We start from the raw sequence: 17,930 nt of genomic DNA, 5'->3' as shown, positions 1-17,930 counted from the left end.
AAGTCGGAGGCAGAGGCGGAGCCATATCCGGGCCTGCCGGGGCTTTTTACCTATCAGATGGTGAGGAAGGCGGGCTATACGTTCCGCGCGGAAGGCCATGGACACACGTGGGAATTCGAGGATCCCTATCGGTTCGGCCCCGTGCTGGGCGAGATGGACGAATACCTTCTGGGCGAAGGCACGCACCGGCGGCTGTGGCAGGCTCTTGGCGCCCATCCGATGACGCATGAGGGCGTCGCAGGCGTCCACTTCGCCGTCTGGGCGCCGAATGCCGAACGGGTGTCGGTGGTGGGCGATTTCAACGTCTGGGACGGGCGTAGGGCCCCGATGCGGCGGCGGGGGGCGACGGGGGTCTGGGAGATCTTCATGCCGGGCCTCACCGAAGGGACGGCCTACAAGTACGAGATCAAGGGACCGGGCGGAGCGGTGCTGCCGTTGAAGGCCGATCCGGTGGGTTTCGGGTCTGAACATCCGCCCGCAAATGCCTCGGTCGTCAGGGAAATCCGGGGCGACTGGCATGATGCGGAGTGGATGGAGACCCGCGCGGGCAAGCACACGATCGACGCACCGATTTCTGTTTATGAGGTGCATCTGGGGTCGTGGAAGCGGGCGCCGGGGAACCGGATGCTGAGCTATCTGGAGCTGGCCGAGCAGCTGGTCGATTACGCCGCGGACATGGGGTTCACCCATATCGAATGCCTGCCGGTCAGCGAGTATCCGTTCGACGGATCGTGGGGCTATCAGCCGGTGGGGATGTTTGCCCCGACGATCCGTCACGGTACGCCCTCTGAGTTCCGCACTTTCATAGACGCGGCGCACCGCAAGGGGCTGGGCGTGATCCTTGACTGGGTGCCGGGGCATTTTCCGACCGATGCGCATGGGCTCGGCTGGTTCGACGGCACGGCGCTATACGAACATGCCGACCCGCGCGAGGGGTTTCATCAGGACTGGAACACGCTGATCTACAACTACGGCCGGGTCGAGGTGAAGAACTACCTCGTCAGTAACGCCTTGTATTGGCTGGAGGAATACCACGTTGACGGCCTCCGCGTCGATGCGGTCGCCTCGATGCTTTACCGCGATTACAGCCGCAAGCAGGGTGAATGGATTCCGAACCGTGACGGGGGCCGCGAGAACTATGAGGCGATCGACGTCCTGCGGTCGACGAACATCACGGCTTACGGCGAAGTGCCGGGGATCATGACCATCGCCGAGGAGTCGACGGCGTTTCCGGGGGTGTCGCGGCCGGCGAACTGGGGCGGCCTTGGTTTTGGGTTCAAGTGGAACATGGGGTGGATGAACGACACCCTTTCCTACATGCAGAAGGACCCGATCTACCGGAAGTACCACCACCACCAGATGACCTTCGGCATGGTCTATGCCTGGTCGGAAAACTACATCCTGCCGATCAGCCATGACGAGGTGGTGCATGGCAAGGGCAGCATGCTGTCGAAGATGCCGGGCACTGCTTGGGAGAAGTTCGCGAACCTCCGGGCCTATTACGGCTTCATGTGGGCCCATCCGGGCAAGAAGCTTCTCTTCATGGGGCAGGAATTCGCCCAAGGGGCGGAGTGGAACCATTCCCAGAGCCTCGACTGGCACCAGCTGGATGTGGCGGAACATCGGGGCGTCCAGCGGCTGGTGCGCGACCTGAACCGGGTCTACCGCGAGACCCCGGCGCTACACGTGAACGACACGCGGCCCGAGGGCTTTGACTGGATCGAATCGAACGACGCCGAGGCGGGGGTCTACTCCTTCGTCCGCAAGGGGCGGGACGGCGACAAGCCGGTAGTGGCCGTTATCAACATGACGCCGATTGACCGCAAGTATCGCCTGGGCCTGCCTGCTGCGGGCAAATGGCGCGAGATCCTGAACACCGATGCGGAGATCTATGGCGGGGGCAACCGTGGCAACCTGGGAGGGGTCACCACGGAAAAGACGCCCTGGCATGGACGGACGCAATCGGCGCTTGTCACGCTGCCGCCCTTGTCGGCAGTCTATCTGCAGCAGGAATGATATCCGGCGGGTAAACCGCCTTGGGGGGAGGGAAGATGATCAAGGCAAGACCCAACCAGCGCCTGTCCAGCCAGGCCATGGCGTTCGTGCTGGCAGGCGGGCGCGGCAGCCGATTGAAGGAACTGACCGACAAGCGCGCGAAACCGGCGGTCTATTTCGGCGGCAAGACCCGGATCATCGACTTTGCCCTTTCAAACGCGCTGAATTCCGGCATCCGCAAGATGGCAATTGCGACCCAGTACAAGGCGCACAGCTTGATCCGCCACGTCCAGCGCGGTTGGGGTTTCTTCCGGGCCGAGCGGAACGAATACCTGGATATCCTGCCCGCCAGCCAGCGGATGGACGAGGTGAACTGGTATCGTGGCACCGCAGACGCGGTGGCGCAGAACATCGACATCATCGACAGCTATGGGATCAAGTATGTGGTCGTGCTCGCAGGTGATCATATCTACAAGATGGATTACGAGGTGATGCTGCGGCAGCACGAGGAAAGCAGCGCTGATGTCACCATCGGATGCCTTACCGTACCGCGCAAGGAAGCCTCGGCCTTCGGGGTCATGCATGTCGACAAGACGATGCGGATCACGGATTTCCTGGAAAAGCCGAAGGATCCGCCCTCGATCCCCGGAGACCCGGACCATGCGCTGGCCTCGATGGGGATTTATGTATTCGACTGGGCCTTCCTGCGTGACCTTTTGCTCGCCGACATGAGCGACGACAATTCCAGTCATGATTTCGGGTTCGATCTGATCCCGCACATCGTGAAGAACGGGAAGGCCGTGGCCCACAGATTTGCCGACAGCTGTGTGACCAGCGGGCTGGAAACCGAACCCTACTGGCGCGATGTGGGTACGATCGATGCGTTCTGGCAGGCGAACATCGACCTGACGGATTTCATCCCCAAGCTCGACATCTACGACAGCTCCTGGCCGATCTGGACCTATGCCGAAATCGTGCCGCCCGCGAAGTTCATCCATGACGAGGACAATCGTCGCGGGATGGCGGTGTCGTCGCTCGTGTCGGGCGACTGCATCGTTTCGGGTTCGGAAGTGCGGAACTCGCTGCTTTTCACCGGGGTCCGGACGCACAGCTATTCGAGCCTGGAATACGTCGTGGCGCTGCCGCAGGTGATCGTCAACCGCAAGGCCGAGCTGAAGAACTGCGTCATCGATCGCGGGGTGATCATCCCCGAGGGTCTGGTCGTCGGTGAGGACGCCGAGGCCGACGCGAAGTGGTTCCGGCGCAGCGACAGTGGTATTGTTCTGATCACGCAAGATATGCTTGACGCGCGGGCCAAGGCATTGTCCTGACGTAGGAATGGCGAAAGGCCTTGGCGCCCGTTCGGACAATTCGCGGCAAGTAAGTGGAAGGGAAAGACCATGGCTGGCGCAAAGCTTCGCGGGCGGGTTCTTTCAGTGGCGTCAGAATGCGTTCCGCTGGTGAAGACCGGCGGTCTGGCCGACGTCGTAGGCGCTTTGCCAAGGGCGCTTGCCGCGAAGGGCTGGGACATGCGGGTTCTGCTTCCGGCCTATCGGGCGCTGCGGGCTGACGCGCAGTCCTGGCCCGTGGTTTGGGACGAGGCCGATCTTTGGGGCGGGCCGGGGCGGGTGCTTGCGGGCGAGGTGGCGGGGGTTTCGATCCTGCTTCTTGATGCGCCGCACCTTTATGACCGGGCAGGCGGACCCTATTCCGGGCCTGGGGGTGAGCATCCGGACAACGCCGTCCGCTTTGCGGCGCTCTCATGGGTCGGCGCGCGCATTGCACGGGAAGGGCTGGCGGACTGGAAGCCTGATGTGCTGCATGCCCATGACTGGCAGGCGGGGTTTGCGCCCGCCTATCTCGCATATCATGGAACCGGCGGGGTCAAGTCAGTCATCACCATCCACAACATTGCCTTTCAGGGCTGGGCGCCTGCCCACATGCTAAGCGTTCTGCGGCTTCCGGGCCACGCGTTCCACCCCGAGGCGCTGGAGTATTATGGTGGCATTTCAAGCCTGAAGGCGGCGCTGGTTACTGCCGACTGGATCACCACGGTGTCGCCGAGCTACGCGGCCGAACTGATGCGGCCCGAGTTCGGCATGGGCCTGCAGGGGGTGATTGTGGCACGTGCGCCGGTGGTGTCCGGCATCCTGAACGGTGTCGACACCGAAGCCTGGTCGCCCGCCGCCGAGGACCCGTCCTTCGGGCCAAAGTCTCTGGCCGGGAAAGCTGCGGCGCGGGCGAAGCTTTGCGAGGAATTCGGGCTTGATGTGCCGGGCCCCCTGGCCATCGTTGTCAGCCGTCTGACCGACCAGAAGGGGATCGACCTTCTTCCTGCGGTCATCCCCGACTTCATTCTTGGGGGCGGGGGCCTTGTCGTGCTGGGCTCGGGCGATCCGGGGCTGGAGGGCGCGATGCGCAACCTTGCGGCGCGGCACCCCGGCCGCGTGGCTGCGACCATCGGCTATGACGAGGGGCTGAGCCATCGGTTGTTCGCAGGCGCCGACGCGGTGCTGGTCCCAAGCCGGTTCGAGCCCTGCGGTCTGACCCAGATGTACGGCCTGCGCTGTGGCACGCTGCCGGTCGTGTCGCTGGTGGGCGGGCTGGCTGATACGGTGATCGGGGCCAACCCCGCCACGCTCGCCGCAGGGGCGGCCACTGGCCTAACCTTCCATCCAGTTGACGCGCTGGCGTTCGGTCATGCGCTGACCCAGCTTCTGGAGGTGTATCAGCAACCGAAGCTTTGGGCCAAGCTCCGCGCCAACGCCATGGGGCACCCGGTTGGCTGGGAGAGCTCGGCCGCCGAATACGCCGGGCTTTACGAAAGGCTGACCGCGTGACCCCGCAGACCGTCTCGCTGCCCGCGCGGTTGCAGGGCCATGCGGCGGGGCCGGGGCGGCCCTGGCCGATGGGGGCAAGTTTCACCGGCGATGGGGTGAACTTCGCCGTCTTCTCGGCCCATGCCGAGCGGATCGAGCTTTGCCTCTTCTCGCCCGATGGCCGTAAGGAAATGGCCCGCCTGCCGGTGATCGAGCGGGACGGCGACATCTGGCATATCCATGTCGGCGGCCTGACCCCGGGCACGGTCTATGGCTTCCGGGCGCACGGGCCTTATGCGCCGGAACGGGGGCATCGGTTCAACCCGAACAAGCTTCTCCTCGACCCCTACGCCCGTGCGCTGGAAGGGCGGCTCAAATGGTCCGACGCGCTGATGGGCTACAAGATCGGCAGCCCCCGCGGCGACCTTAGCTTCGACACCCGCGACAGTGCCTTTGCGGTGCCGAAGGCAGTCGTGGCGGACCCGAGCTTCAGCTGGGGTACCGATCAGGCGCCCCGCACCCAGCGCATCGACACGGTAATCTACGAGGCGCATGTGAAGTCGATGACCGCACGGCATCCCGGCGTGCGCGAGGGGTTGCGCGGCACCTATCTGGGGCTTTGTGCCGACCCGGTGATCGAGCATCTTCAGAAGCTGGGCGTCACCGCGATCGAGCTTCTGCCGGTCCACGCCTTCATCGATGACCGCTTCCTGGTGGCCAAGGGCCTCCGCAACCACTGGGGCTACAATACGCTGGCCTTCTTCGCCCCCGAACCCCGCTACATGTCGAAAGGCGCCTTGTGGGAGTTCCAGACGATGGTCCGCCGGTTCCATTCGGCGGGGATCGAGGTGATCCTGGACGTGGTCTACAACCACACCGCCGAGGGGGACGAGTGGGGCCCGACGCTCAGCTTTCGGGGCCTTGACAACGCAAGCTATTACCGGCTGACCGGGGGCGGGCGGTCCTATGTGAACGACACCGGCACGGGGAACACGCTGAACCTGACGCATCCGATGGTCTTGCGGATGGTGATGGACTCGCTTCGCTACTGGGTGGAGGCGGGCCATGTCGACGGCTTCCGCTTCGACCTTGCCACGGTCCTCGGGCGCGAGGCGCATGGCTTTGACGGCGAGGGCGGGTTCTTCGACGCGATCCGGCAGGACCCGGTTCTATCCCGCGTCAAACTGATCGCCGAGCCCTGGGATGTAGGCCCCGGCGGCTATCAACTGGGGGCCTATCCGCATCCGTTCCACGAATGGAACGACAAGTTCCGCGATGGCGTGCGCCGGTTCTGGAAGGGTGACGCGGGGATGGCCCGCGACCTTGCCGCCCGGCTTCTGGGCAGCGCTGAGCGGTTCGACCATTCGGGGCGGGCTGCGACCTCATCGGTCAACTTCGTCACCAGTCATGACGGCTTCACGCTGGAGGACCTGGTCAGCTACACGATCAAGCGCAACTTCGCGAACGGCGAAGACAACCGCGACGGCCACCACGAAAACCACTCGGACAACCTGGGTGTGGAGGGGCCGACGAAGGATGCGAAGGTGCTGGCCGCGCGGAGCCTGCGCAAGCGCAACCTCCTTGCCACGCTGATGCTTGCACAGGGCGTGCCGATGCTGCTGGCGGGGGATGAGACCGGGCATACCCAGGGCGGCAACAACAACGCCTATGCCCAGGACAACGAGACGAGCTGGATCGATTGGTCCCAGGCCGACGCTGGCCTGACCCGCTTTGTCGCACGGCTGACGGCTCTGCGCCGGACACTGTCCATCCTGCGGCAGCGGCGGTTTCTGCATGCACAAAAGCGCTTGTCCGACGGATTGCCGGACGTGATCTGGCGGCGCGCCGATGGCACGGTGCCCCAGTCCGAAGAGTGGCATGACCCGGCCTTCCGCTGCCTCTGTGTCGAGCTTCGGATGCAGGCCGAAGGTGGTGATCCCAACCCCGAAGCGGTCTTTGCCGTCTTCAACACCGGGGCATCTGCGGCATTGCACCTGCCGGACACCGCGCCGGGCTGGGAGCTTCTGCTGGACACCACGCGTCCCGATCTGGAGCCTTCGGGCAGGCCCTCTGACCTGACCGCCGCGCCTGCGCAGTCCGTTCTGCTTTTCCGGTCGCTGACCGGCACGCCCAAGGGAGGGAAACCATGACCCAGATCACCACTGTCGCGACCTCCCCGATTGCGGGGCAGAAGCCGGGCACCAGCGGTTTGCGGAAGAAAACACCCGTCTTCATGGGGCGGCACTATCTGGAGAACTTCGTCCAGTCGATTTTCGACGTGGTGGGGGCCAAAGGGAAGACCTTCGTCTTGGGCGGCGACGGGAGGTACTTCAACGACCGGGCGGCGCAGGTGATCCTGCGGATGGCAGCTGCCAACGGTGCGGCGCGGGTGATCGTGGGGCAGGGCGCAATCCTCTCAACTCCGGCGGCCAGCCATTTGATCCGGCTCAACAAAACCGATGGCGGGATCATCATGTCGGCCAGCCACAACCCAGGTGGGCCAACTGAGGACTTCGGCGTGAAGTTCAATATGCCGAACGGCGGCCCCGCGCCCGAGGGTGCCACCGAGGCGATGTACAAGCGCACGACCGAGATCACCGAATACCGGATGCTTGAGGCGCATGACGTGGACCTGTCGCGCGTAGGGCGGCATGACCTTGGGGGCATGGTGGTCGATGTTGTGGACCCGGTGTCGGACTACGCAGCCCTGATGGAGACGCTCTTCGATTTCCCGGCAATCCGCGCCATGTTCGCGGGCGGGTTCCGGATGCGGATGGACTCGATGTGCGCCGTAACCGGGCCTTATGCAACGGAAATTCTGGAAAACCGTCTTGGTGCACCGAAAGGCACTGTGGTGAACGGGACGCCCCTGCCGGACTTCGGCGGAATGCACCCCGACCCGAACCCGACCTGGGCCAAGGCGCTGATGGACGAGATGTTCGGGCCGGGGGCACCTGATTTCGGCGCGGCTTCGGATGGCGATGGCGACCGCAACATGGTGGTGGGCCGCGGGATCTATGTCTCGCCGTCCGACAGCCTGGCGGTGCTGGCTGCGAATGCCCACCTTGCACCCGGCTACAAGGCCGGGCTGAAGGGTGTCGCGCGGTCGATGCCGACGTCGGCGGCCGCCGACCGCGTGGCCGAGGCTCTGGGGATCGGCAGGTATGAGACGCCGACGGGGTGGAAGTTCTTCGGCAATCTGCTGGATGCGGGTAGGGCCACGATTTGCGGTGAGGAGAGCTTCGGTACTGGTTCTGACCACGTCCGCGAAAAGGACGGGCTTTGGGCGGTTCTCCTTTGGCTCAATATCCTGGCGGTGCGGAAGCAGTCGGTCGCCGAGATCCTTGGCGAGCACTGGGCGAAGTACGGACGCAACTACTATAGCCGCCATGATTTTGAGGCGATCGAGACGGCAAAGGCCGACGCGATGATGGCGGCGCTGCGTGGCTCGCTGGCAGGGTTGCCGGGGCAGGTGATTGAAGGGATGACGGTCAGCGGGGCGGACGATTTCGCCTACATTGACCCCGTCGATGGCTCGGTCAGCACGAAGCAGGGGGTGCGGGTGCTGTTCTCGGATGGCAGCCGCATCGTCTATCGTCTGTCCGGGACGGGCACGGAAGGCGCGACGCTGCGGGTCTATCTGGAGCGCTATGCGGCCGGGCCTTCGGGTCTTGACCTTGATGCACAGGTCGCGCTGGCTCCGGTGATCCGTGCCGCGCATGATCTCGCGGGGATCGCCGCCCATACCGGGCGAACTGCGCCGGACGTCGTCACCTGAGGCGGATTGTGCCGGGCGATGTCGTGGATTGACAAGAACCGCTGCCCGTTTGCGACAAACCTGACACCTATGTCGAGTTTGTGGAGGCGGGACGATGGGCGAAGCAAGGGTGAGGTCCGGCAGGCAGGCGCGACAGGCTGAGCGGGCCCAGAAAGGGGCAGGGCATGGCCGCCCCTATATCGTCCGCAACATCCCCACTTACGACGTCCTTTCCGAGGAAAACCTGATCCGGATCGAGCATGCCGCAGACCGTGTGCTGGCCGAGACGGGGATCGAGTTCCGCGACGATCCGGTCGCCATTGATCACTGGAGGCGTGCCGGGGCCAAGGTCGACGGCGTGCTGGTGAAGTTCGAGCCCGGCATGCTGCGCGAGATCCTGAAATCCGCACCGGCTGAGTTCACGCAGCACGCCAGGAACCTTGCGAATTCGGTGCAGATTGGCGGGAAGAACGTGGTCTTTTCCCCGGCCTATGGCAGCCCCTTCGTTATGGACCTCGACCGCGGCCGCCGCTTTGGCACGATCGCGGATTTCCAGGATTTCATCCGCCTGGCGCAGTCGAGCCCCAATTTCCACCACTCGGGCGGGACGATCTGCGAGCCGACGGACGTGCCGGTCAACAAGCGTCACCTCGACATGGTGATGGCGCATATCGAGCTGTCGGACCGCCCCTTCATGGGGTCGGTGACGGCGGAAGAGCGGAGCGAAGACAGCATCGAGATGAGCCGCATCCTGTTTGGTGCGGATTTCGTCGACCGGAACTGCGTCATTCTGGGCAACGTCAACGTGAACTCGCCGCTGGTCTGGGACGGCACCATGACCCGCTCGCTCCGCGCTTATGCAAGGGCCAATCAGGCGGCGGTGGTCGTGCCGTTCATTCTGGGCGGCGCGATGGGGCCGGTGACGAATGCGGGGGGGATTGTGCAGTCGCTGGCCGAGACGATGGCGGGGTGCGCGCTGACCCAGCTGGAACGGAAGGGCGCGCCGGTGATCTTTGGGAACTTCCTCAGTTCCATGTCACTGCGTTCCGGGTCGCCGACGTTTGGGACGCCGGAACCGGCGATCGGGTCACAGGTCATCGGCCAGCTGGCCCGGCGGTTGAACCTGCCGCTCCGGTGTTCGGGGAACTTCACGACCTCGAAACTGCCGGACGCGCAGGCGATGATGGAAGGGACGATGTCGATGCTGGCCGCGATCCATTGCGGGGCGAACTTCATCCTGCATGCGGCGGGTTTCCTCGACGGGCTTCTCAGCATGTCCTACGAGAAGTTCATGCTGGATGCGGACCTTTGCGGCAGCTTGCATGCCTATCTGGACGGCATCCGGATGGACGACGATCAGCTGGCGGTCGAGGCCTTTGCGGAGGTCGGGCCGGGGAACCATTTCTTCGGGTCCTCCCACACCCTTCGGCACTATGAGACGGCGTTCTGGGACAGTGATCTTTCGGACAACGAGCCCTTCGAGAAATGGGAGCTGGCGGGGTCTGAGGATGCGGCGACGCGGGCGAACCGGCTTTGGAAGAAACGGTTGCGGGAGTATGAGGCGCCACCCTTGGATGAGGGGATCCGGGAGGGTCTGCGGGACTTTGTGGACCGCAAGAAGGCCGGGATGGCGGACGCCTGGCATTGATGGGCACGGTGCGCATCCTTCCGGTACCCCTTGAATCAATGGCTTGCGAGGAACCGTTAGCGATTTGGCAACGATTGCCTGACCACAGCGCGCCTAGGTTCTAAGGCCGGTTTCCTCCAGAAGCCCCATGCGCTTGGCCTCATAGTAATAGCCGCGGGCATACCACATCACGGCCTCTTCCTCGGACCCGCCCGAGACCATCCAGGCGCCACGAAGGTATTTGCCCGCGTACATCAGGTTCGTCTCGGCATCGAGAAGGCCCGAAGGCTCACCCCGGTAACCCATCGTCCGCGCGGTCTGCGGCAGGATCTGCATCAGACCGTAGTAGGGGCCGTTCCGCGCGCCTGCGTTGTAGTCGCTTTCGCGCTGGATGACGCGATGGAGGAGGCTTTCCGGAATGCCGTGCACTGCGGAGTATTTGCGGATCAAGGCCCGCATTTCCGGGGTCTCGCCGGGGAACAGGTTGGCCTGCGATACCTCTGGCGCTTCCGATCGGCGACCGCACGCCGCAAAGAGGGCAGGGGCAGCGAGCAGCATGAGGTGACGGCGGGTAAGGGGCATCGGGCGCTCCGTTCAGACGCGGGCCCTATAACGGCGGTTGGCACCGGATTTCAACCCCGGGGTTCGGCGGTCTGGCGGGAACTGGCTTGACGGGCGGATGACGCAAGGTAGGTAAGTCCCGACCTGCGGCCCGGTTCGATCCGTGCCAGGCTTGTCCCGCCGGAATTTGCCGGCTGTTGTTTTGGTCTACGCATTTTCAGGAGGCATTCATGGAACCCGGCAGCAATGCTGCAACTTCGGCTGAGGATTCGGCGAAAACCTCGGCCGACCGGCGCACGGTTCATCTGCACCTCTTTGATCCCTGCAACGCGGCCTGTGGCAATTGCTGCACGTGTTGCTCTGAAGTGAATCGGGCCTTCCTGCCGCTTGAGCCGATTTTGCAAGCGTTACCGCGACTGCGGGACGAGGGTTATCAGGCGATCAGCCTTCGGGGCGGCGACCCGCAGCTTTACCCCTGGCTTTCCGGGCTTCTGGCGGCGGCGAAGGCTGAAGGGTTCCGCACCGTGGTTATCGGCGCCACGGTTGGGGCCACGACCGAGTACGGCAAGGTCATCGAGGCGCTGAGAACTGATGCGACGGCTTGGGATCTGGCGCTGAAGGGCGGCAGCGATCAGCGGCTGGCGGATATCGTGAGCCCGTTGGTGGTCACGCCGGGGGGTATTCTGCGCCCTTATTCACATGACTTTCCCGAGGAGTTCGATCTTGGCCGCCTGCAGGATCTGGCCCCGGAGCGCCGCGTCTGGATTGCCTGCGGCTTGCCGCGCCTGCGGCGGCTTCTGGCGCAGAGTTTGCATGCGGCGGCGCTGGAAGACGGTTCTCTTGACTGGCCGGCATTCCTGCGCGACCAGTCGGGAAACCGTGAGCGGTCCGTCGCCCGCCAGAGCGTCGAGCGGCTCTCGCCGATTTCGCCCCGCAGCTGGACCCTTCCGCCCAGGATTTCTGCTCTGAAGGGCTGACCAGCCACGCCATGTCACCTTCGCGTTACTCTTGTCGGGCAAAGAGCCTGTGGAAAACCCCGTGTGCTACTCTGGCGCTTGGGGGTTGCCACGGCGAAAACGCCAGATATAGTTTCGGTTAACGGGGCGGGACACCCGCTCTGCTGACCGGACGGTCGACGGGCAAGGCGCGGAGTCTTTGACGGAATGGACGGCGATTTCAGAACCCAGTTCGTGCGCGATCCCGCTGCACTCAAGCACTACCCCGCGCTGGTGCTGAATGCAGACTATCGCCCGCTGAGCTACTATCCGCTGAGCCTCTGGCCCTGGCAGGAAGCGATCAAGGCCGCGGTTCTGGACCGGGTCCAGATCGTTGCCGAGTATGACGCGGTCGTCCACAGTCAAAGGCAGGTTTTCCGGATACCTTCGGTCGTGGTGCTGAAGGACTACGTGAAACCCCAGAAGCGCGTGGCATTCACGCGCTTCAATCTTTTTCTGCGGGACGAGTTCTGCTGCCAGTATTGCGGCGCGAAGGGTGACCTTACGTTCGACCATGTGCTGCCGCGATCGAAAGGCGGGATCACAAGCTGGGAGAACGTTGTGGCGGCCTGTTCGCCTTGCAACCTGCGCAAGGGCAACAAGACGCTGAAACAGTCGGGCCTTGGGCTTCGTCGGCCGCCGCGCGCGCCGACTGCCGAGGAAATGCAGAGCCATGGCCGGCGTTTCCCGCCGAACCACCTGCATGAAAGCTGGATGGATTACCTTTACTGGGACGCCGAGCTGGAGGCGTGAGGCGCAAAATCCTTAAGTAAGGATTTTGACAAATTCCTTACTTAAGGAATTTGGTCTGGTCCTGGTGGCTGTCGGTGTTCCAGACCGCGGCGTGCAGTGCTAGACAGGGACGGGCGCAGGCAGTAGAAGCGCACCGTTAGCGCTAACAGCGCCTTCGAGGAGTCGCCCATGGTTTCGCGTGTCATTCCAGTGGATGTCTTCGATCTGGTGATCTTTGGCGGCACTGGCGACCTTGCCCGGCGGAAGATCCTGCCGGGCCTCTATCGTCGCTTCATGGCAGGCCAGATGCCGGAGACGAGCCGGATCATCGGGGCGGCGCGGGCCGATCTGACGGACGAGAGCTACCGTGCCCAGGTCCGCGAGGCTATTGCGGAATTCGTGCCGAAAACGCGGCAGGAGGCAGCGGCGATCGAAGGGTTCCTGGCCCGCATCCATTATGTCGCCATCGATGCGACCGGCACGGGGGGCTGGGCGCAGCTGAAGGGCATGATGCGGGAAAACGTGGTTCGGGCCTTCTATTTCTCGGTCGCGCCCACCCTTTTCGGCGACATCGCGCAGCGGTTGTCCGAGCACGGCATTGCCGACGCCTGGAGCCGGATCGTGGTGGAAAAGCCTTTTGGCCGCGATCTCGCCTCGGCCAAGGCGCTGAACGCGGTGCTGGCGCGGCATTTCAACGAAACGCAGATCTACCGGATCGACCATTACTTGGGGAAAGAGACCGTCCAGAACCTGATGGCGGTGCGGTTTGCGAACATCCTTTTCGAGCCTTTGTGGAAGGCCGAATACATCGACCATGTGCAGATCACGGTGGCCGAGACAGTGGGGGTCGACGGCCGCGGGGCCTATTACGACAAGTCGGGCGCGATGCGGGACATGGTGCAGAACCACCTGATGCAGCTTCTGTGTCTGATCGCGATGGAGCCTCCGTATCACTTCGACCCCGACGCGGTGCGGGATGAAAAGCTGAAGGTGATCCGGGCGCTGAAGCCGGTGTCACCCGACCATATCGTGCGGGGGCAGTACGGCGCTGGGAAGGGCGAGAAGGCTTACGTGGTGCATGCCGAGAATGCGGCGTCGAAGACGGAAAGCTATATCGCGCTGAAAGTCGCGATCTCGAACTGGCGCTGGCAGGGGGTGCCGTTCTATCTGCGGACGGGCAAGCGGCTGCGGGCGAGGGAGTCGGAGATTGCGATCACCTTCAAGCAGCCGCCGCATGCGATCTTTGACGATGCGACGGGCTGGCATGAGAATGTGCTGGTGATCCGGCTGCAGCCCAATGAGGGCATGAACCTGATGGTCATGATCAAGGAGCCGGGGCCGGGGGGGATGCGGCTGATGCAGGTGCCGCTCGACATGTCGTTCGCGGCGGTGCTCGGGGCCGAGGCGGACGAGGCTCCGGATGCCTATGAGCGGCTGATCATGGATGTGATCCGCGGCAACCAGACGCTTTTCATGCGCGGGGACGAGGTCGAGGCCGCCTGGGCGTGGACCGACCCGATCATCGAGGGCTGGGAAGGGCGGGGAGAGAAGCCGCAGGTCTATGATCCGGGCTCGTCCGGTCCGGAAGATGCGCTGATGCTGATGCATAGGGACGGGCGGCGCTGGCGGGAGATCCGCGAATGATCCTGGAGACCTATCCCGACCGCGACCTGATGATGCTGGGCCTCGCGAACATCATCGCGGGCCAGCTGGGCGAGTTTCTGCGGCGGGATGGCAAGGCCACGCTGTCGGTGCCGGGTGGGACGACGCCGGGGCCGATCTTCGATACGCTGTCGGGCGTGGACCTTGACTGGGCCAATGTCGCGGTGCTTCTGAACGACGAGCGCTGGGTGCCCGAAAGCTCGGAGCGGTCGAACACCCGGCTGGTCCGCGAGCGTTTGATCCGGGGCCGGGCGGCGCAAGCGCGGCTTTTGCCGCTTTACGCGCCCGCCGAAAGCCCCGAAGAGATGCTTCCGGCGCTGGAAGACGGCATCCGCCCGCATTTGCCGATTTCGGTTCTGCTGCTGGGCATGGGAACGGACATGCACACCGCAAGCCTTTTCCCCGGCGCCGACCGGCTGGAAGAGGCGCTGTCCTCTCACGCACCGATCCTGCTGCCGATGCGCGCCGAGGCGGCGGGTGAGCCGAGGGTGACCCTGACCGCGCCGGTGCTTCGAGGCGCGTTCAACACCCATCTCCTGATCACCGGGGCAGAGAAGCGCGCGGCGCTGGACCGTGCGATGACCCTGACTTCGATCGAGGCGCCGGTGCGGGCGATCCTCGACCTGGCAACCGTGCATTGGGCGGAGTAGACCATGGACAAATGGGCCGAGCTGAAGCGCCTTCATGATGTGAGCGAAGGTCGGCATATCCTTGATCTCTTTGACGAAAGCCGTGCGGCAGATTTCTCGGTGACCGCTGACGGAATGCTCTTCGACTACTCCAAGACGAATATCGATACCGCGACCCGCGCGGCGCTGGTGAAGCTGGCAGAGGCTTCGGGCGTCGCTGAAAAGCGGGCTGCGATGTTTGCCGGCGCGAAGATCAACGATACCGAGGGCCGGGCCGTCCTGCATGTGGCCCTGCGGGCGGGTGAGGATGCCGTGATCACCGTGGATGGCAAGGATGTGCTGCCCGACGTCAGGCGCATCCGCGCGGCTTCTGCGGCCTTTGCCCGTGACGTACGGTTGGGGGTCTACAAAGGGCAGGGCGGCCGGATCACCGATGTGGTGAACATCGGGATTGGCGGGTCGGACCTTGGGCCTGCGATGGCTTATCTAGCACTTCAGCCCTTCGCCGATGGGCCGCGCTGCCATTTCGTCTCGAACGTCGATGGCGCGCATATCGCCGATACTCTGAAGGGCCTGAACCCGGAAACGACGCTGGTGATCGTGGCCTCGAAGACTTTCACCACCATCGAGACGATGACCAACGCGGATACAGCCAAGCGGTGGATGGGGGCGAAGGTCGCGAACCCCGCCACGCAGTTTGCCGCCGTTTCGACAGCCGGTGACAAGACCGCCGCCTATGGCATTGATCCCGCGCGGGTTTTCGGGTTCGAGGACTGGGTCGGCGGGCGCTATTCGATGTGGGGTCCGATCGGCCTTGCGCTGATGATCGCGGTCGGGCCGGAGCGGTTTGACGAGTTCCTGGCCGGTGGCCGGGCCATGGACCAGCATTTCCTGACAGCACCTTTTGCGCAGAACATGCCCGTGATGCTGGCCCTGGTCGGCATCTGGCACAACCAGCTTTGTGGCTATGCCACGCGCGCCGTCCTGCCTTACGATCAAAGGCTTAGCCGCCTTCCTGCTTATCTGCAGCAACTGGAGATGGAATCGAACGGCAAACGCGTCGCCGTGGACGGCACCGACCTTGCCACCCAGTCCGGCCCGGTGGTCTGGGGCGAGCCCGGCACCAACGGCCAGCACGCCTTCTACCAGCTGATCCACCAGGGCACGCGCGTGGTGCCTTGCGAGTTCCTCGTCGCCCGCCGGGGCCATGAACCGGATCTGGCCCACCAGCACCTTCTTCTTGTCTCGAACTGTCTGGCCCAGGCCGAGGCACTCTTGCGGGGCCGCAGCCTTGACGAGGCGCGGGCGATCATGGCGAAGAAGGGGGCGACCGGGGCAGAACTGGAACGGCAGGCGCGGCATCGCGTGTTTCCGGGCAACCGCCCCTCCACCGTGCTGGCCTATGACCAGCTGACGCCCCGCGCGCTTGGCCAGATCATCGCGCTTTACGAGCATCGGGTCTTTGTCGAAGGGGTGATCCTGGGGATCAACTCGTATGACCAGTGGGGGGTGGAGCTTGGCAAGGAACTGGCGCTGGCCCTGCAACCGGTGCTGGAGGGCAAGGCGGATGGCGCGGCCAAAGACGGTTCGACCCGCGCGCTGGTGGCCTTCTTGCGGCCAGGCGCCTGATCGGTGCACATTGGGGCTCGACGAGGGCAACGGCACAGCGCTGCCTATTTCAAAAGGCCCGATTGAGAAGCGACACAAAGGTGTTATTTTGCGTTGCTGTAGTGTTGTGTAAGTTATTCTCATAAAACGGGCGGTTTCCAAGATGACCAAGACCGCGAATACTGTTTGCGTTTACGGTGCACTTCGGTCGGGCACGACGATGCTGCGGCTGATGCTGGACTCTCATCCCCAGCTGTCCTGCCCGGGGGAATCGGACTATATCTTCGGGCATCTGACCATCCAGAACGAAAACTGGTCGCTGGATACCGAGGCGCTGAAGCGGAACTGGTTGTTCAAGACATCCGGGATGACGCTGGTGGACGGTTCAGCCCGCGATCAGGTGTGTTCGCTTATCCAGCAAGCAGGACAGGGCCGCGACTGGGGTGTTCTTGTCCTGCATCGCGAGTTGAACAAGGTTCTGGACGCTATTCCCGATCTGAAGATCATCCATATCTTGCGCGATCCGCGCGACGTTGCGCGGTCGAGCATTGGCATGGGCTGGGCCGGCAACGTCTATTCGGGCCTCGGGCACTGGCTTGAGACGGAAGACGCCTGGTCGGCTGCGGCACCGCGCCTGGCGGCCGGCCAGTACATGGAGGTCCGCTACGAAAAGCTGGTGGCTTCGCCCGAAGCAGAGCTTGCGCGGATATGCGGGTTTGTGGGTGTGCCGTTCGATCCGGCAATGCTGACCTATGACCAGCGTACCACTTATGCCAAGCCTGACTCCGCGCTGGTCAGCCGCTGGAAAGGCCGCCTTAGCCCCCGCGACATCGGGTTGCTGGAAGCCAGGCTTGGCGATCGGCTTCAGACGCGGGGATACGAGCCCAGTGGATATCCGCCGATCAGGCTGACGCAATTGAACCAGCTTGCCCTGAAGCTGGACAACAAGCTTGGGATCTGGAGCAGGCGGATCAAGGACTATGGTCTGGTGGACCCCCTGACCGTATCCGTCGCAAATCGCCTGAAAATGCCAGCGCTGGCGCGTCGTGCGCGGGGGCGGATGGAACAAAAGATCATCGACGGTCTCAAGTAGCCGTCGGTGATGGAAGGCTGGCGGGCGCGGGCTTTGACACCCGCGCCACTGTGGTCACTTCAGCGCGGCGACCACGATGATCTCGACCTTGTAGTCGGGCGTTGCCAGCTTCGCCTCGCCGGTCGCGCGGGCCGGGGTGTGGCCTTGCGGCACCCAGGTGTCCCAGACCGAGTTCATCTCGGCGAAAGTCGACATGTCGGCCAGCCAGATCTGCGCCGACAGGATGCGGGTCTTGTCGGTTCCGGCCTTGGCAAGGATCGCGTCGATCTCGGCCAATGCCTGGCGGGTCTGGTCGGCGACCGAACCGCCGGGCTCGCCCAGCTGGCCCGCAACCCAGAGGATGCCGTTGTAGGCGACCGCCTCGGACATGCGGGGGCCGGTGCCGTGGCGGGTGATGTCGGTGTTCATGGGGATGCTCCTGTTCGCGTTGGGCCGGTTGCTAGCCGGTTCCG

The 17,930-nt window shown here is 64.0% G+C and carries 14 protein-coding genes; 12 read left to right on the top strand and 2 right to left on the bottom strand.

Annotated features, from left to right (window positions below; genetic code table 11):
* From glgB to ACRCSW_RS05735, 6 genes are all read left to right on the top strand, one after another.
* Positions 1-2,016 (top strand): 1,4-alpha-glucan branching protein GlgB (glgB, locus tag ACRCSW_RS05760; RefSeq protein WP_438703350.1); only part of this gene is annotated, 2,016 nt, incomplete at its 5' end.
* Positions 2,017-2,054: 38 nt separating this feature from the next.
* On the top strand, positions 2,055-3,326 hold the full coding sequence (glgC, locus tag ACRCSW_RS05755; RefSeq protein WP_438703352.1) for a glucose-1-phosphate adenylyltransferase: 1,272 nt from the start codon (positions 2,055-2,057) through the stop codon (positions 3,324-3,326).
* Positions 3,327-3,395: 69 nt separating this feature from the next.
* A complete protein-coding gene (gene glgA / locus ACRCSW_RS05750) occupies positions 3,396-4,835 on the top strand; it encodes a glycogen synthase GlgA (RefSeq protein ID WP_438703348.1) in 1,440 nt (479 codons plus the stop codon).
* The gene (glgX, locus tag ACRCSW_RS05745) at positions 4,832-6,964 is read left to right on the top strand and encodes a glycogen debranching protein GlgX (protein ID WP_438703346.1); all 2,133 of its coding nucleotides are present in this window, start codon (positions 4,832-4,834) and stop codon (positions 6,962-6,964) included. The genes glgA and glgX overlap by 4 nt, the downstream gene beginning before the upstream one ends.
* Positions 6,961-8,592 carry an alpha-D-glucose phosphate-specific phosphoglucomutase gene (locus tag ACRCSW_RS05740; protein ID WP_438703344.1) on the top strand — a complete coding sequence of 544 codons (1,632 nt, stop codon included), beginning with the start codon at positions 6,961-6,963 and terminating at the stop codon, positions 8,590-8,592. Before glgX ends, ACRCSW_RS05740 begins: the two co-directional genes overlap by 4 nt.
* 94 nt (positions 8,593-8,686) lie before the next feature.
* Positions 8,687-10,219, top strand: coding sequence for a trimethylamine methyltransferase family protein (locus ACRCSW_RS05735; RefSeq protein ID WP_438703343.1), 1,533 nt, complete (start codon positions 8,687-8,689; stop codon positions 10,217-10,219).
* Between the two features lie 93 nt (positions 10,220-10,312).
* On the opposite strand, the gene ACRCSW_RS05730 is transcribed toward ACRCSW_RS05735, so the two are convergent.
* Positions 10,313-10,780 carry a transglycosylase SLT domain-containing protein gene (locus tag ACRCSW_RS05730; protein WP_438703341.1) on the bottom strand — a complete coding sequence of 156 codons (468 nt, stop codon included), beginning with the start codon at positions 10,778-10,780 and terminating at the stop codon, positions 10,313-10,315.
* Between the two features lie 209 nt (positions 10,781-10,989).
* On the opposite strand from ACRCSW_RS05730, the gene ACRCSW_RS05725 reads away from it, so the two are divergent.
* From ACRCSW_RS05725 to ACRCSW_RS05700, 6 genes are all read left to right on the top strand, one after another.
* Positions 10,990-11,736 carry a hypothetical protein gene (locus tag ACRCSW_RS05725; RefSeq protein WP_438703340.1) on the top strand — a complete coding sequence of 249 codons (747 nt, stop codon included), beginning with the start codon at positions 10,990-10,992 and terminating at the stop codon, positions 11,734-11,736.
* Positions 11,737-11,922: 186 nt separating this feature from the next.
* Positions 11,923-12,507 (top strand): HNH endonuclease, encoded by a 585-nt coding sequence (locus ACRCSW_RS05720; protein ID WP_438703338.1) that lies wholly within the window; start codon positions 11,923-11,925, stop codon positions 12,505-12,507.
* Positions 12,508-12,675: 168 nt separating this feature from the next.
* Complete coding sequence (gene zwf / locus ACRCSW_RS05715) at positions 12,676-14,130, top strand: glucose-6-phosphate dehydrogenase (RefSeq protein ID WP_438703337.1); 1,455 nt, start codon at positions 12,676-12,678, stop codon at positions 14,128-14,130.
* Positions 14,127-14,798, top strand: coding sequence for a 6-phosphogluconolactonase (pgl, locus tag ACRCSW_RS05710; RefSeq protein ID WP_438703336.1), 672 nt, complete (start codon positions 14,127-14,129; stop codon positions 14,796-14,798). Before zwf ends, pgl begins: the two co-directional genes overlap by 4 nt.
* 3 nt (positions 14,799-14,801) lie before the next feature.
* Positions 14,802-16,406, top strand: coding sequence for a glucose-6-phosphate isomerase (gene pgi / locus ACRCSW_RS05705; RefSeq protein ID WP_438703335.1), 1,605 nt, complete (start codon positions 14,802-14,804; stop codon positions 16,404-16,406).
* Between the two features lie 142 nt (positions 16,407-16,548).
* A complete protein-coding gene (locus ACRCSW_RS05700; RefSeq protein WP_438703334.1) occupies positions 16,549-17,478 on the top strand; it encodes a sulfotransferase family protein in 930 nt (309 codons plus the stop codon).
* 54 nt (positions 17,479-17,532) lie between these two features.
* On the opposite strand, the gene ACRCSW_RS05695 is transcribed toward ACRCSW_RS05700, so the two are convergent.
* Positions 17,533-17,886 (bottom strand): RidA family protein, encoded by a 354-nt coding sequence (locus tag ACRCSW_RS05695; protein ID WP_438703333.1) that lies wholly within the window; start codon positions 17,884-17,886, stop codon positions 17,533-17,535.
* Between the last annotated feature and the right edge of the window lie 44 nt (positions 17,887-17,930).

Origin of the sequence: Tabrizicola sp. (assembly GCF_051645465.1) — a bacterium.
In the GTDB taxonomy this organism is placed as follows: domain Bacteria; phylum Pseudomonadota; class Alphaproteobacteria; order Rhodobacterales; family Rhodobacteraceae; genus Tabrizicola.
The sequence above is the reverse complement of the archived record's forward strand: the minus strand, read 5'-3'. Positions and strand labels throughout refer to the sequence as shown.

Coding starts and splice junctions, on each gene's coding strand:
- glgA (WP_438703348.1), top strand. CDS start 3,396: ATGGCTGGCGCAAAGCTTCGCGGGCGGGTTCTTTCAGTGGCGTCAGAA.
- ACRCSW_RS05740 (WP_438703344.1), top strand. CDS start 6,961: ATGACCCAGATCACCACTGTCGCGACCTCCCCGATTGCGGGGCAGAAG.
- ACRCSW_RS05735 (WP_438703343.1), top strand. CDS start 8,687: ATGGGCGAAGCAAGGGTGAGGTCCGGCAGGCAGGCGCGACAGGCTGAG.
- ACRCSW_RS05730 (WP_438703341.1), bottom strand. CDS start 10,780: ATGCCCCTTACCCGCCGTCACCTCATGCTGCTCGCTGCCCCTGCCCTC.
- ACRCSW_RS05725 (WP_438703340.1), top strand. CDS start 10,990: ATGGAACCCGGCAGCAATGCTGCAACTTCGGCTGAGGATTCGGCGAAA.
- ACRCSW_RS05720 (WP_438703338.1), top strand. CDS start 11,923: ATGGACGGCGATTTCAGAACCCAGTTCGTGCGCGATCCCGCTGCACTC.
- zwf (WP_438703337.1), top strand. CDS start 12,676: ATGGTTTCGCGTGTCATTCCAGTGGATGTCTTCGATCTGGTGATCTTT.
- pgl (WP_438703336.1), top strand. CDS start 14,127: ATGATCCTGGAGACCTATCCCGACCGCGACCTGATGATGCTGGGCCTC.
- pgi (WP_438703335.1), top strand. CDS start 14,802: ATGGACAAATGGGCCGAGCTGAAGCGCCTTCATGATGTGAGCGAAGGT.
- ACRCSW_RS05700 (WP_438703334.1), top strand. CDS start 16,549: ATGACCAAGACCGCGAATACTGTTTGCGTTTACGGTGCACTTCGGTCG.
- ACRCSW_RS05695 (WP_438703333.1), bottom strand. CDS start 17,886: ATGAACACCGACATCACCCGCCACGGCACCGGCCCCCGCATGTCCGAG.